Source organism: Variovorax sp. OV329 (genome assembly GCF_900114785.1).
Lineage (GTDB): Bacteria > Pseudomonadota > Gammaproteobacteria > Burkholderiales > Burkholderiaceae_C > Variovorax.
Window position 1 is genome coordinate 38,372 of record NZ_FOUG01000013.1, and the last position, 12,558, is coordinate 50,929.

A 12,558-nucleotide genomic window follows, 5' to 3' on the forward strand; every position below is an offset into this window, starting at 1 on the left:
ACATGGCAGACAAGAACACCCAGGCATCCTTCAAGGCACGCCTGGCTTCCAAGGACATCGTGCTGGCCCCGGGCGTGTACGACGCGCTGAGCGCGCTGGTCGCGGAGCAGGCCGGCTTCGAGGCGCTCTACCTCTCGGGCGCCTCCATCGCCTACACCCGGCTGGGCCGCTCGGACGTGGGCCTGACCACCTACACCGAGGTGGAGGACACGCTGGCCCGCATCTGCGAGCGCGTGAACCTGCCGGTCATCGTCGATGCCGACACCGGCTTCGGCAACGCCCTGAACACCCAGCGCACCGTGCGCGGCTTCGAGCGCGCCGGCGCCGCCATGATCCAGATCGAGGACCAGGGCTTTCCCAAGCGCTGCGGCCACCTGGACGGCAAGACGGTGGTGCCTGTGAAGGAGATGTGCGGCAAGCTGCAGGCCGCGCTGGATGCGCGCGCGTCGAGCGACACGCTGATCCTTGCCCGCACCGACGCGGTAGCCGTCGAAGGCCTGGACGCCGCGCTGGACCGCGCCGAGGCGTACCTGGACTGCGGCGTCGACGCGCTCTTCATCGAGGCCCTGCGCTCGCCCGAACAGATGGACGCCGCCTGCCGCCGCTTGGGCGACCGCATCCCGCTGCTGGCCAACATGGTCGAAGGCGGCAAGACGCCCGTCCAGGATGCGGGCGCGCTGCAGGCACACGGCTTTCGCATCGCCATCTTCCCCGGCGGCACCGCGCGCGCCGTGGTGCACCTGCTGCAGGGCTACTACGCCAGCCTGAAGTCGCACAGGACGACGGAGCCCTGGCGCGACCGCATGCTGGACTTCGACGGACTCAACGCGGTGATCGGCACGCCGGAGCTGATGGCGCAGGGCAAGCGCTACGAGTAGGGGCGCGGGGCCGTAGCATGGTGGCCCATGAAGACCTTCGCGCTGTTCCTCGTCACCGCCATCGCGGAAATCGTCGGCTGCTACCTGCCCTACCTGTGGCTCAACAAGGGCGCCTCGGCCTCGCTGCTGGCGCCGGCCGCGTTGAGCCTGGCGCTCTTCGCGTGGCTGCTGAGCCTGCATCCCGCGGCGGCCGGCCGCGTGTATGCGGCCTACGGCGGCGTCTACATCGCCGTCGCGCTGGCCTGGCTGTGGGCGGTGGATGGCGTGCGGCCCAGCGCATGGGACGTGGCGGGCGTGGCGGTGAGCCTGGTGGGCATGGCGATCATCGCCTTCCAGCCGCGCGTGGCCTAGCGTGATTGAATCGTCGCCCGGCTTCCAGGATCGAACAGGACAAGGACACCCGACATGGCTCTCGCGCTCTACGGACATCCCTTCTCCTCGTACACCCAGAAGGCGCTCATCGCGCTGTACGAGAACGGCACGCCCTTCGACTACCGCGTCATCGGCCCGGACACGCCCGAGCACGCTGCCGAGTGGCTCAAGCGCTGGCCGATGGCGCGCTTCCCGATGCTGCTGGACGGCGAGCGCACCATCCTGGAAACCAGCCTGATCATCGAGTACCTGCAGCTCGCCCACCCGGGGCCCGTGCGCCTGCTGCCCGAGGACCCGCTGGCCGCGCTGGATGTGCGCTTTCTCGACCGCTTCTTCGACCTCTACGTGATGTCGGCCGTGCAGTACGCGGTCGACAGCGCGCTCGGGCGGCATCCGCATTCGAAGGAGGCAGGTCGGGCCGTGGCCGAGGAACGGCTGGAGCGTGCCTATGACTGGTTGGAGGGCCGGCTCGAGGGCCGCATCTGGGCGGCGGGCGAAGAATTCACCCTGGCGGACTGCGGTGCGGCGCCCGCGCTTTTCTATGCCGACTGGACGCATCCGGTCTCGGAAAAACATCCCCTGGTCCGGGCCTACCGGGCCCGCCTGCTCGCGCGTCCCTCTTTCGCGCGTGCAGTGGAAGAAGCGCGGCCCTATCGACCGCTGTTCCCGCTCGGCGCGCCGGCGCGGGACTGAAAAGCCGGGAGGCTAGTGCAGGCCCACCCAGGCCGAGATGCGCTCGCCCATTGCCTGCAGCCGCGTCTTGGGCGCCGGCTTGGGTTCACGCTGGGCAGCCAGCCACTCCAGCACGGTGGCCACCTTTTCCGCACGCTCCGCATCGTCCGGGTCGCGCCGGGCGCGCCACTCGACGGCCAGTTCGCGCAACTCGCGGCTGGTGAGCACCCGGGGGCGCGGCCAGGGGGAGCCGGCGCTTTCCTGGGCCCGCTCGGCCGGGGCCAACGGTTCCGCGGAGGACGCGGCGGGGTGGGGTGTGACAGCGGTGTAGTACATGCGTACACATTTTTGTTGCTTATTTTCACCACGCCTATATTCCTAACGGTGTAAGCAGCGATTTCGAGACGCGGTTCGCACGGCCGTCCGTCGGGGGCGCGAGGCCGGCGCCTACAGGGCGTCCGGGCAGCTTCGCCGACCATTGCGGCTTCGCAACACAGCCACACCGAACTCGAAAATGAAGAAGAACATCCTTGCCGTCCTCCTCGTGTCCGCCAGCTTCATGGGCCTGGGGGCCACTGCCAACGCCCAGCTCAGCAAGGCAGCCTCCGAGGCGACGGATTCCGCCAAGCACAAGATCGACGAGAAGCGCGCCGACGACGAGGCCAGGAAGAGCGGCCCCGTGGGCAAGGCGGTGAACAACGTCAAGTCGGGCTATCACAAGAACCGCTCGCAGAATTCCGCCGAGAAGGCCAAGCAGTCCTTGAAGAACGCCGGCTGAGGCACGGCGGCGGCGCTGGCCGCCTGCCAATCTTTCCAGCACGCGGGCGGTGCAGCCGCCGCCTCGCGCGATCCCTCGGTTGCCCGCGGGCTGCGCCGTTCCAGGCGAAGGCTGCGGGCCGCGCGCCACGGTGCCCGAACCGTCGGCGCGAAGACGTACGTAATCCGCCACCGCTCGCCGGTACGCTCGAACATGACAGAGATGTAATGTTCGCGAGAGGCTTCCGGCCGCCTGCCTCGCCTACGATCCCGGTCGTTCCGATGTCCTCAGGCCACACCCATTCCCATGCCATCTCGGCGCCCGGCAGCGCGCGGCACGAACGCGCGCTCTGGATGGCGCTGGGCATGACCGGCGCCTTCCTGGTCGCCGAAGTGATCGGCGGCATGCTGACGGGCAGCCTCGCGCTCATCTCGGATGCGGCGCACATGTTCACCGATTCGGCGGCACTGGCCATCTCGCTCGCGGCCATCCGCATCGGCAGGCGAGGCGTCGACGACCGGCGCACCTTCGGCTACTACCGCTTCGAGATCATTGCGGCCGCCTTCAACGCGCTGCTGCTGTTCGGTGTGGCGATCTACATCCTGTACGAGGCCTACGAGCGCGCGAAGGCGCCCACGCCCATCGCCTCGGGCGGCATGCTGGCCATCGCCATCCTCGGGCTGGCCGTCAACCTGGTCAGCATGCGCCTCTTGCAGTCGGGCAAGGACCAGAGCCTGAACGTGAAGGGCGCCTACCTGGAAGTGTGGAGCGACATGCTCGGCTCGGTTGGCGTGATCGTGGGTGCCATCGTCATCTGGCTGACCGGCTGGACCTGGGTCGATTCGGGCATCGCCGTGCTGATCGGCCTGTGGGTGCTGCCGCGCACCTGGATATTGCTTCGTGACAGCATCAACATCCTGCTGGAAGGCGTTCCGGCAGAAATGGACCTGGCCGAGGTCCGCACGGTGCTGTCAGGGCTTGCGAAGGTGGATTCGGTGCACGAGCTGCACCTGTGGGCGATGACCAGCGGCAAGGCCAGCCTGAGCGTGCACCTGGTCAGCGCCCATGGCGATGCCGACGCGATCACGCAAGCTGCGGCCAAGGCGCTGCAGGAACGCTTCGACCTGCACCACAGCACGATCCAGGTCGAGAAAGTCTCTTGCGCGCAGGCCGACGGCGAGCACAGGTTCTAGCCGATGCCGCGCATGTCTTCCTGCCGAGGCCTCGTTCCCGGCATGACCCGCATCCTGCTGATCGGGATGCTCATGGTGCTGTCGCCGCAGCTGGTCTGGTCGGCTGCGGCGAAGTACTGCGGTCACGAAGTGGGTACCTCGCACCCGGGCCACCATTCGCATGAACACGAGGCACCACGGTCCGCTGCGGCCGCCGAGGCATCGCCAGCGAACCAGAGCCCGGCCAGCGTGGCCGACCTCGACTGCGGCTACTGCCACGGCTGCGTGCTGCAGGTGCCGTTCGCGCCGTCGATGCCGAGCATCTCACCGCCGGCAGCTTCGTACCCGCCCCAGGCCCCGGTGCTCATCGGCATCGAGCGGCTGAGAGAAATCGAGCGTCCCAAATGGCAGCGCGCCGCCTGAGCCGGCGCGACTGTCCACTTTCCTCATCCGCCATGCCGAGATGAACTGAAGGTCGCGCCGGAATCCCCCCGTCCCTTTCCTGACCGGAGATTTCGATGCGCAGCCTGTATGCGCCCGTCGCCTTGGCGATCGTGGCGCTCGCCGCCAGCACCTGTGTGCTGGCGCAGTCCTCTTTCCCTACCGCCGGCCCGGCCATGCCCGCACCCGTTGGCGCGACGACCAGCCAGCCCCTGACCCTGCCGCTCGCCTTGCAGCGGGCGCTGGAGGCCAACCCCGAACTCTCGGGCGCCCGCAACCAACTGGGCGCCGCCGAAGGTGCGCGCGTCCAGGCGGGCGCCTGGCTCAACCCGACCGTCGAGGCCCTGCTGGAAGACACGCGGCCCGAGACGCGCACCACGACGATCGCGCTGAGCCAGCCCATCGAGCTGGGCGGCAAGCGCGACGCCCGCATGGCCGCGGCAGACCGCGCCATCGACATCGCGCGGGCCCAACTCACGGCGCGCCAGTACGAGCTGCAGGCCAGCGTCACCGCGGCCTTCTTCGCGGCCCTGATCGCGCAGGACAGGGTCAGCCTCGCCCGCGCCTCGCTGGACCTGGCGCGGCGGGGCAGCGATGCCGCCGGCAAGCGCGTGACGGCAGGCAAGGTCTCACCGGTCGAGGAAACCAAGGCCAAGGTCGCCGAGGCGGAAGTGCGCGTGCAGCTGCTGCAGGCCGAAGGCGAACTCAAGACCGCCCTGCAGCAGCTTCGCGCCGCCATCGGCTCGGGCGCTGCGATTGCAGCCGTGGATGGCAATGCGCTGGACGTTCCCGCCATGCCGAGCGCCGAGCAGGCGAATGGTCTGCTCGACAGCGCGCCTGCATTGCTGGAGGCCCGCCTGGAGATCCAGCGGCAGCAGGCGCTGGTCGAACTCGAGCGCGCGAAACGGATTTCGGACGTGACCTTCACGCTCGGCGCCAAGCGCGATGCGGAGCTGGCGCGCAACCAGGCGGTGGTGGGCGTCTCCATTCCCCTGCCGGTGTTCGACGCCAACCGCGGCAACATCCAGGAGGCCTACAAGCGCCGCGACAAGGCCGAGGACCTGGCGCGTGCGACCGAAGTGCGCCTGCTGGCCGAAGTCGCTGGCGCGCGCCAGCGCTTCGAGACTTCCGTCGAGGAGGTCGCCGCATTGAAGCGCGAGATCCTCCCCGGCGCCCAGAGCGCCTTCGATGCCGCGACCAAGGGCTACGAACTGGGCAAGTTCAGCTACCTGGACGCCCTCGATGCGCAGCGCACCCTGCTGCAGGCCCGCGCCCAGTACCTGCGGGCGCTTGCCGAGACGCACCGCTCCGCCTCCGACCTGAACCGCCTGATCGGCACGCCCGGCATCGACGCCGCTGCCCTCCCGAAAGCCCGCCCATGAGCACCCCACAAACTCCATCGTCCGACCCGCAGAAGAACAAGCGCCGGCACGCGCTCGCCATCGCCGTGCTGGTCATCCTGGGCATCGTCGTCGGCGCGCTCATCCTGACGCGCACCGGTGGCCCGAAGGCCAGTGGCGACGGCCACGGCGACCATGCCGGCGAATCGCACGAGGAAGCCTCCGGCGACGGGCACGACCACGGTGCGGAAGGCGGCGCGCACGGCGAGGAAAAGAAGATCGCCAGGGGGCCGCACGGTGGCCAGAAGCTCGTCGAGGGTGACTTCGCCGCCGAAGTGCTGCTGGCCGAGGAGGGCGGCAAGGCGCGCCTCAAGGCCTGGCTGTTCGAGAAGGACGTGCAGGCCAGCCCGGCCGGCTCCGCCATGACCGTGGTGCTCACGCGCCCCGGCGGCGAGCGCCAGGAAATCCGCATGGCGCCCGCTGGCGACTTCCTCGGTTCCGACCAGGAGATCGCCGAGCCCCACGTGTTCGAAGCCACCGTCGAACTGCAGACACCCAAGGAGTCCTACCTCTTCGCCTTCGGCAGCAGCGAAGGAAAGATCGCGATGAGCGACGCGCAGATCCAGGCCGCCGGCGTGACGGTGGAAACGAGTGGCGGTGCCCTCATCCGCAGCAGCCTGCAGTTTCCGGGCGAGATCCGCTTCAACGAAGACCTCACGGCCCACATCGTTCCGCGCGTGGCCGGCGTCGTCGAAGGCGTTTCGGCCAACCTGGGGCAGCCGGTGAAGAAGGGGCAGGTGCTTGCCGCCATCTCCAGCAGCGCCGTCTCCGACGTGCGCGCCGAGCTGCAATCCGCGGCCCAGCGCCAGGCCCTGGCGCGGACCACCTACGAACGCGAGAAGAGGCTGTGGGAAGAGAAGATCTCGCCCGAGCAGGACATGCTGCAGGCCCGCCAGGCACTGCGCGAGACCGAAATCGCGGTAGCCAACGCCAGCCAGAAGCTGCAGACGCTGGGCGCCTCGGCCAGCGCGGGCTCGCTGGGCCGCTTCGAGCTGCGCGCGCCCTTCGACGGCGTGATCGTCGAGAAGCACATCGCCCTGGGCGAATCGGTCAAGGAAGACGCCAACGTCTTCACCGTGTCCGACCTGTCCTCGGTATGGGCGCAGATGGACGTGCCTGCGCGCGACCTGCAGCGCGTGCGCGTGGGCGACAAGGTGCTGGTGCGCTCCGGCGCCTTCGACGCCACCGCCGAAGGCAGGATCGCCTACGTCGGCTCGCTGATCGGCCAGCAGACGCGCACCGCGCCGGCGCGCGTGACGCTGGCCAACCCCCAGGGCGCCTGGCGCCCGGGCCTGTTCGTGACGGTGGAACTGCTGGCCGACGAGGCACAGGTTCCGGTCGCCGTGGCCTCCTCCGCCATCCAGACGCTGGACGACAAGACCGTGGTCTTCATGAAGGTGCAGGGGGGCTTCGTGCCGCAGCCGGTGCAGATCGGCCGCTCCGACGGCAAGCGGGTGGAGATCGTCAGCGGCCTGCAGGCCGGCGCGAGCTACGCGGCAGCCGGCAGCTTCGTCGTCAAGTCGGAGCAGGGCAAGGGCTCTGCCACCCATTCGCACTGATCGAAAGCGGACCCCATTCATGTTCGAACGAATCATCCGCTTTGCCATCGAGCAGCGATGGCTGGTGCTGCTTGCCGTCCTCGGGATGGCGGGCCTGGGCATCGCCAACTACCAGAAGCTGCCCATCGACGCGGTGCCCGACATCACCAACGTGCAGGTGCAGATCAACACCGCCGCGCCCGGCTACTCGCCGCTGGAGACCGAGCAGCGCGTCACCTTCCCGATCGAGACCGTCATGGCGGGCCTGCCGGGCCTGCAGGAGACGCGCTCGCTGTCGCGCTACGGGCTGTCGCAGGTGACCGTGATCTTCCGCGACGGCACCGACATCTACTTCGCGCGCCAGCTGGTCAACGAGCGCCTGCAGTCCACCTCGGGCCAGTTGCCCGATGGCATCCACCCCGTCACCGGGCCGATCTCCACGGGCCTGGGCGAGATCTACCTGTGGACGGTGGAAGCGAAGGACGGCGCGAAGAAGGCCGACGGCTCGCCCTACACCTCGACCGACCTGCGCGAGGTCCAGGACTGGATCATCAAGCCGCAGCTGCGCAACGTGCCGGGCGTGACCGAGATCAACACCATCGGCGGCTACGCCAAGCAGTACCAGATCGCGCCGCAGCCCGAGAAGCTCGCGGCCTTCGGCCTGTCGCTGGCCGACGTGGTGCGGGCGCTGGAGCGCAACAACGCCAACGTCGGCGCCGGCTACATCGAACGGCGCGGTGAGCAGTACCTGATCCGCGCGCCCGGGCAGGCGCGCAGTGTGGACGACCTGCGCGACGTGATCCTCACGAGCGCGGGCAGCACGCCGGTGCGCGTGCGCGACGTCGCCCAGGTGGAAGTGGGCCAGGAGCTTCGCACCGGCGCCGCCACCGACAACGGGCGCGAGGTGGTGCTGGGCACCGTCTTCATGCTCATCGGCGAGAACAGCCGTACCGTGTCGCAGGCGGTGGCGAAGAAGATGGAGGAGATCAACAGGAACCTCCCCGCCGGCGTCGAGGCCGTCACGGTCTACGACCGCACGGTGCTGGTCGACAAGGCCATCGCGACGGTGAAGAAGAACCTGCTGGAAGGCGCGGTGCTGGTCATCGTGGTGCTCTTCGCCTTCCTGGGCAACCTGCGCGCGGCGCTGATCACCGCGATGGTCATTCCGCTGTCCATGCTCTTCACCTTCACCGGCATGGTCAGCACCAAGGTGAGCGCGAACCTGATGAGCCTGGGCGCGCTGGACTTCGGCATCATCATCGACGGCGCGGTCGTGATCGTCGAGAACTGCGTGCGCCGCCTGACGCATGCGCAGCAGCACCACGGCCGCGCGCTGACGCGCAACGAGCGCTTCCACGAAGTGTTCGCGGCGGCCCGGGAGGCGCGGCGTCCGCTGCTCTTCGGGCAGCTGATCATCATGATCGTGTACCTGCCGATCTTTGCGCTGACCGGGGTGGAGGGAAAGATGTTCCACCCGATGGCGCTCACGGTGGTCATCGCCCTGCTGGGCGCGATGATCCTGTCGGTGACCTTCATTCCGGCCTGCGTGGCGCTGTTCATCGGCGAGAAAGTCACCGAGAAGGAAAACCCGCTGATGCGGCGGGCCAAGCGGCTGTACACGCCGCTGCTGGACTACGCCCTGAGCGCCCGCTCGGTGATCCTGACCGCGGCCGGCATCGCCGTGGTGCTGTGCGGCCTGCTGGCCACGCGGCTGGGCAGCGAGTTCATTCCCAACCTCAATGAAGGCGACTTCGCCATCCAGGCGCTGCGCATTCCCGGCACCAGCCTGAGCCAGTCGGTGCAGATGCAGCAGGCGCTCGAAAAGCGCCTGAAGGACAGGTTCCCGGAGATCGAGCGCGTGTTCGCACGCACCGGCACGGCGGAGATCGCTTCGGACGCCATGCCGCCCAACATCTCCGACGGCTACGTGATGCTCAAGCCCGAGAGCCAGTGGCCGCAGCCGCGCCGGACGCGCCAGCAGCTGCTGGAGGCGGTGCAGGAGGAAGTCGCCCGCCTTCCCGGCAACAGCTACGAGTTCTCGCAGCCCATCCAGCTGCGCTTCAACGAGCTGGTGTCGGGCGTGCGCAGCGACGTGGCGGTGAAGGTCTTCGGCGACGACATGGAGGTGCTCAACCGCACGGCAGCCGAGGTCGAGAAGGTGCTCGCCGCCATTCCGGGCGCGGCCGAGGTCAAGGTCGAGCAGACCACCGGTCTGCCGATGCTCAGCGTGAACATCGACCGCGAGAAGACGGCCCGCTACGGGCTGAACATCGCGGACGTGCAGGACACGCTGGCGACTGCGGTGGGCGGCAAGGCGGCCGGCACCCTGTTCGAGGGCGACCGCCGCTTCGACATCATCGTCCGCCTGCCCGAGAACCTGCGCGGCGACCTGGAGGCCATCCGCCGGCTGCCCATCGCGCTGCCGGGCGCCGAGACCGCCGATGGCGGCGCCCAGCGCGTGCGCTTCATCCCCCTGGCCGAGGTCGCCACGCTGGATCTGGCGCCGGGCCCCAACCAGGTCAGCCGCGAGAACGGCAAGCGGCGCATCGTCATCAGCGCGAACGTGCGTGGGCGCGACCTCGGCGGCTTCGTCACCGAGGCCTCCGCCGCGCTGGAGCAGCAGGTGAAGATCCCGCCGGGCTACTGGACCACCTGGGGCGGGCAGTTCGAGAACCTGCAGTCGGCCACCCAGCGCTTGCAGGTGGTGGTGCCGGTGGCGCTGCTGCTGGTGTTCACGCTGCTCTTCGCCATGTTCGGCAACCTGAAGGACGGCCTGATCGTGTTCACCGGCATCCCGTTCGCGTTGACGGGGGGCATCCTGGCGCTGTGGCTGCGGGACATACCGCTGTCCATCACGGCGGCCGTGGGCTTCATCGCGCTGTCGGGCGTGGCGGTGCTCAATGGCCTGGTGATGATCTCCTTCATCCGAAGCCTTCGGGAGGGCGGCGCCACGCTGGACACGGCCATCCGCGAAGGGGCCATCACCCGCTTGCGGCCCGTGCTGATGACCGCGCTGGTGGCCTCGCTGGGCTTCGTGCCGATGGCGATTGCCACCGGCACCGGCGCGGAGGTGCAGCGCCCGCTGGCCACCGTCGTCATCGGCGGCATCCTGTCCTCGACGGCGCTGACGCTGCTGGTGCTGCCGGTGCTCTACCGGCTGGCGCATGCGCGGGACGATTGAACGCAATGATGTTGCAGATGAAGCGAGATGAAGGGCAAGCCGGCGCAGGCGGCGCGCTTCACCCTCAAGTAGGGCGGACGCTACAGGCTTCGACTCGCGGTGCGCCGATCAGTGCGCGGGGTCGGCGTGCTGGCCTTTGGTTGCGGCTTCGTCCGCCTCGGCCAGGGTCAGCCCGATCGTCGTCACGCCGTTCGCGCTCTCGGCGAAGGTGCTCCCGCCATGCATCCTCGCGATGGCCGCGACGATGGCCAGCCCGAGCCCGTGATGGCTGGCCGAACCGGCGCGCGAAGGGTCCGCCCGGTAGAAGCGCTCGAAGAGCCGGGGAAGCGCATTCGTCTCGATGGGCCGACCGATGTTCGACACCGCCAGCCGGGCCCCTGCGGCGTCGCTCGATATGCGCACCTGGAGGGTCGAGCCCGCGTCCGCATAGCGGATGGCGTTGGACACCAGGTTCGACACCGCGCGGCGCACCAGGCCGATGTCCATCCGCAGGCGCGCCTCGCCTTCGATCGCCAGCGTGAGACGCGCTTCCTCCAGCGCAGCCTCCTGGAAGTCCGCCACCGCGCTGACTTGCGCCGCCAGGCTTTCGACGGCGCTGCGGCGGGCCCGTGAGCCCCGGTCGGCGCGCGAGAGAAAGAGCATGTCGGCCACGATGGTGGAAAGCCGCGTGGCCTCTTCCAATTGCGACTCCAGCGCAAAGCGAAGCTCGGCCGAAGACCGCTCGCGGCCGAGCTCGACCTCGGTCTGCGCAATCATGTTCGACAGCGGCGTGCGCAACTCGTGCGCGACGTCCGCGTTGAAGCCTTCCAGTTGCCGGTAGGCGCCTTCGACGCGGTCGAGCAGGTCGTTGAACTGCGCTATCCAGGGCTGCACTTCCTCGGCGTAGCCGGCGGACTCGATGCGGTGCCCCGGCCGGTCCGGTCCGGACGCCGCAGTTTCCGCGGCCAGGCGCTTGAGCGGCCGCAGGCCGCGGCGCACGAGCAGCGAGCCGGTCGTGGCGATCAGCAGCGTGCCGAGGGCAGCGGCGCCGACCAGCGTCCACGCCAATCGCCGCAGCAACACGGCATCGCCGCGTGTGTCCAGGCTGAGCCGCAACTCCAGTGGGCGGCCGTCGACGCCCGGGCTGTCGAGCGTCGATGCGCGCGTCATCCAGCCTTCGCCCCTGGGCCGGACGCCCGACACGTAGATCTCGCGGCCGCCACTCCAGAGCGAGACGGCGGCATCCGAGTGGGACTGGAAGTAGTCGTCCAGCTTGTGGCTCAGCGCCTCGACGTTCAGGGGCTGGCTGGTCTCGCTCGCCACGTGGCGGACGATGTCGGCGTGCCGGTCGAATTCCGCGTTCTGCTTGATCTCGAAGCTCAGCCGCGTGGCGCCGTACACGGCCGCGCAGACCAGGCTCAGCCCGAGCAGGGCCTGGAGCGCGAACCAGCGCGACAGCGTTGCCTGGATGGACATGCGCCTAGGTTCCGGCTGCAGCCCGGTCTTCCATCACATAGCCCATGCCCCGCACCGTGTGCAGCAGCTTGCGCTCGAAGGGGTCGTCGATCTTGCTGCGCAGGCGCCGCACCGCCACCTCGACCACGTTGGTCTCGCTGTCGAAGTTCATGCCCCAGACCTGGTCGGCGAGCACCGCGCGCGACAGGATCTGTCCCTGGCGCCGCAGCAGCAGCGAGAGCAGGGCGAACTCCTTGGCGGTGAGGTCCAGCCGCTTGCCGGCGCGGGTGGCGCGGCGTGTCCTCAGGTCCAGCTGCAGGTCGCCCAGCGCGTAGCGCGTGCTCTCCTGCATCGGCCCGCGCCGCAGCAGCGCCCGTACGCGAGCCAGCAGTTCGGTGAAGGCGAAGGGCTTGGCCAGGTAGTCGTCCGCGCCGGCTTCCAGGCCGCGCACGCGGTCCTCGACCTCGTCGCGCGCCGTGAGCATGAGCACGGGCACCTTGCTGCTCCTGCGAAGTTCGGCGAGCACCTGGAAGCCGTCGATGCCGGGCAGCATGATGTCGAGGATGACGACGTCGTAGTTCCCGGTCAGGGCCAGCGCCAGCCCCTGCGTGCCGTCGACCGCCAGGTCCACGTTGAAGCCGCTCTCCGACAGGCCCTTGTGCAGGTAGTTGCCCAGCTTCGTTTCGTCTTCCACCACCAGGAGATGCATCCGT

The 12,558-nt window shown here is 69.1% G+C and carries 12 protein-coding genes; 9 read left to right on the forward strand and 3 right to left on the reverse strand.

Going from position 1 to position 12,558, the window contains the following annotated elements:
* The first annotated feature begins 2 nt into the window (after nucleotides 1-2).
* Genes BM345_RS20330 through BM345_RS20340 form a run of 3 tightly spaced genes read left to right on the forward strand, consistent with a single transcriptional unit; the run spans nucleotide 3 to nucleotide 1,943 of the window.
* Nucleotides 3-878 carry an isocitrate lyase/PEP mutase family protein gene (locus BM345_RS20330; RefSeq protein ID WP_093382789.1) on the forward strand — a complete coding sequence of 292 codons (876 nt, stop codon included), beginning with the start codon at nucleotides 3-5 and terminating at the stop codon, nucleotides 876-878.
* A gap of 27 nt (nucleotides 879-905) precedes the next feature.
* A complete protein-coding gene (locus tag BM345_RS20335; RefSeq protein WP_093382792.1) occupies nucleotides 906-1,229 on the forward strand; it encodes a YnfA family protein in 324 nt (107 codons plus the stop codon).
* A gap of 54 nt (nucleotides 1,230-1,283) precedes the next feature.
* The gene (locus tag BM345_RS20340; protein ID WP_093382795.1) at nucleotides 1,284-1,943 is read left to right on the forward strand and encodes a glutathione S-transferase family protein; all 660 of its coding nucleotides are present in this window, start codon (nucleotides 1,284-1,286) and stop codon (nucleotides 1,941-1,943) included.
* 12 nt (nucleotides 1,944-1,955) lie between these two features.
* On the opposite strand, the gene BM345_RS29775 is transcribed toward BM345_RS20340, so the two are convergent.
* Nucleotides 1,956-2,258 (reverse strand): hypothetical protein, encoded by a 303-nt coding sequence (locus tag BM345_RS29775; protein ID WP_139237570.1) that lies wholly within the window; start codon nucleotides 2,256-2,258, stop codon nucleotides 1,956-1,958.
* 178 nt (nucleotides 2,259-2,436) lie between these two features.
* On the opposite strand from BM345_RS29775, the gene BM345_RS20350 reads away from it, so the two are divergent.
* From BM345_RS20350 to BM345_RS20375, 6 genes are all read left to right on the forward strand, one after another.
* Complete coding sequence (locus BM345_RS20350) at nucleotides 2,437-2,700, forward strand: hypothetical protein (RefSeq protein ID WP_093382801.1); 264 nt, start codon at nucleotides 2,437-2,439, stop codon at nucleotides 2,698-2,700.
* A gap of 260 nt (nucleotides 2,701-2,960) precedes the next feature.
* Entirely contained in the window at nucleotides 2,961-3,872 is a 912-nt protein-coding gene (locus tag BM345_RS20355; RefSeq protein WP_093382804.1) for a cation diffusion facilitator family transporter, read from the forward strand.
* Nucleotides 3,873-3,884: 12 nt separating this feature from the next.
* Complete coding sequence (locus BM345_RS20360) at nucleotides 3,885-4,274, forward strand: DUF2946 family protein (RefSeq protein ID WP_139237571.1); 390 nt, start codon at nucleotides 3,885-3,887, stop codon at nucleotides 4,272-4,274.
* A gap of 95 nt (nucleotides 4,275-4,369) precedes the next feature.
* The gene (locus BM345_RS20365; protein ID WP_093382809.1) at nucleotides 4,370-5,674 is read left to right on the forward strand and encodes a TolC family protein; all 1,305 of its coding nucleotides are present in this window, start codon (nucleotides 4,370-4,372) and stop codon (nucleotides 5,672-5,674) included.
* On the forward strand, nucleotides 5,671-7,251 hold the full coding sequence (locus tag BM345_RS20370; protein WP_093382812.1) for an efflux RND transporter periplasmic adaptor subunit: 1,581 nt from the start codon (nucleotides 5,671-5,673) through the stop codon (nucleotides 7,249-7,251). The genes BM345_RS20365 and BM345_RS20370 overlap by 4 nt, the downstream gene beginning before the upstream one ends.
* Before the next feature lie 19 nt (nucleotides 7,252-7,270).
* On the forward strand, nucleotides 7,271-10,411 hold the full coding sequence (locus BM345_RS20375) for a CusA/CzcA family heavy metal efflux RND transporter (RefSeq protein WP_093382814.1): 3,141 nt from the start codon (nucleotides 7,271-7,273) through the stop codon (nucleotides 10,409-10,411).
* Nucleotides 10,412-10,519: 108 nt separating this feature from the next.
* Here BM345_RS20375 and BM345_RS20380 read toward each other — a convergent pair whose 3' ends face one another.
* Both BM345_RS20380 and BM345_RS20385 read right to left on the reverse strand, forming a co-directional pair.
* Nucleotides 10,520-11,866, reverse strand: coding sequence for a heavy metal sensor histidine kinase (locus tag BM345_RS20380; RefSeq protein ID WP_093382817.1), 1,347 nt, complete (start codon nucleotides 11,864-11,866; stop codon nucleotides 10,520-10,522).
* A gap of 4 nt (nucleotides 11,867-11,870) precedes the next feature.
* Nucleotides 11,871-12,554, reverse strand: a complete 684-nt coding sequence (locus tag BM345_RS20385; protein ID WP_093382820.1) for a heavy metal response regulator transcription factor — start codon at nucleotides 12,552-12,554, stop codon at nucleotides 11,871-11,873.
* Nucleotides 12,555-12,558: the final 4 nt, after the last annotated feature.

Excerpts from the sequence above, each read along its gene's own strand:
- BM345_RS20380 (WP_093382817.1), bottom strand. The coding sequence starts at position 11,866 with ATGTCCATCCAGGCAACGCTGTCGCGCTGGTTCGCGCTCCAGGCCCTG.
- BM345_RS20350 (WP_093382801.1), top strand. The coding sequence starts at position 2,437 with ATGAAGAAGAACATCCTTGCCGTCCTCCTCGTGTCCGCCAGCTTCATG.
- BM345_RS29775 (WP_139237570.1), bottom strand. The coding sequence starts at position 2,258 with ATGTACTACACCGCTGTCACACCCCACCCCGCCGCGTCCTCCGCGGAA.
- BM345_RS20370 (WP_093382812.1), top strand. The coding sequence starts at position 5,671 with ATGAGCACCCCACAAACTCCATCGTCCGACCCGCAGAAGAACAAGCGC.
- BM345_RS20385 (WP_093382820.1), bottom strand. The coding sequence starts at position 12,554 with ATGCATCTCCTGGTGGTGGAAGACGAAACGAAGCTGGGCAACTACCTG.
- BM345_RS20375 (WP_093382814.1), top strand. The coding sequence starts at position 7,271 with ATGTTCGAACGAATCATCCGCTTTGCCATCGAGCAGCGATGGCTGGTG.
- BM345_RS20360 (WP_139237571.1), top strand. The coding sequence starts at position 3,885 with ATGTCTTCCTGCCGAGGCCTCGTTCCCGGCATGACCCGCATCCTGCTG.
- BM345_RS20340 (WP_093382795.1), top strand. The coding sequence starts at position 1,284 with ATGGCTCTCGCGCTCTACGGACATCCCTTCTCCTCGTACACCCAGAAG.
- BM345_RS20335 (WP_093382792.1), top strand. The coding sequence starts at position 906 with ATGAAGACCTTCGCGCTGTTCCTCGTCACCGCCATCGCGGAAATCGTC.
- BM345_RS20365 (WP_093382809.1), top strand. The coding sequence starts at position 4,370 with ATGCGCAGCCTGTATGCGCCCGTCGCCTTGGCGATCGTGGCGCTCGCC.
- BM345_RS20355 (WP_093382804.1), top strand. The coding sequence starts at position 2,961 with ATGTCCTCAGGCCACACCCATTCCCATGCCATCTCGGCGCCCGGCAGC.
- BM345_RS20330 (WP_093382789.1), top strand. The coding sequence starts at position 3 with ATGGCAGACAAGAACACCCAGGCATCCTTCAAGGCACGCCTGGCTTCC.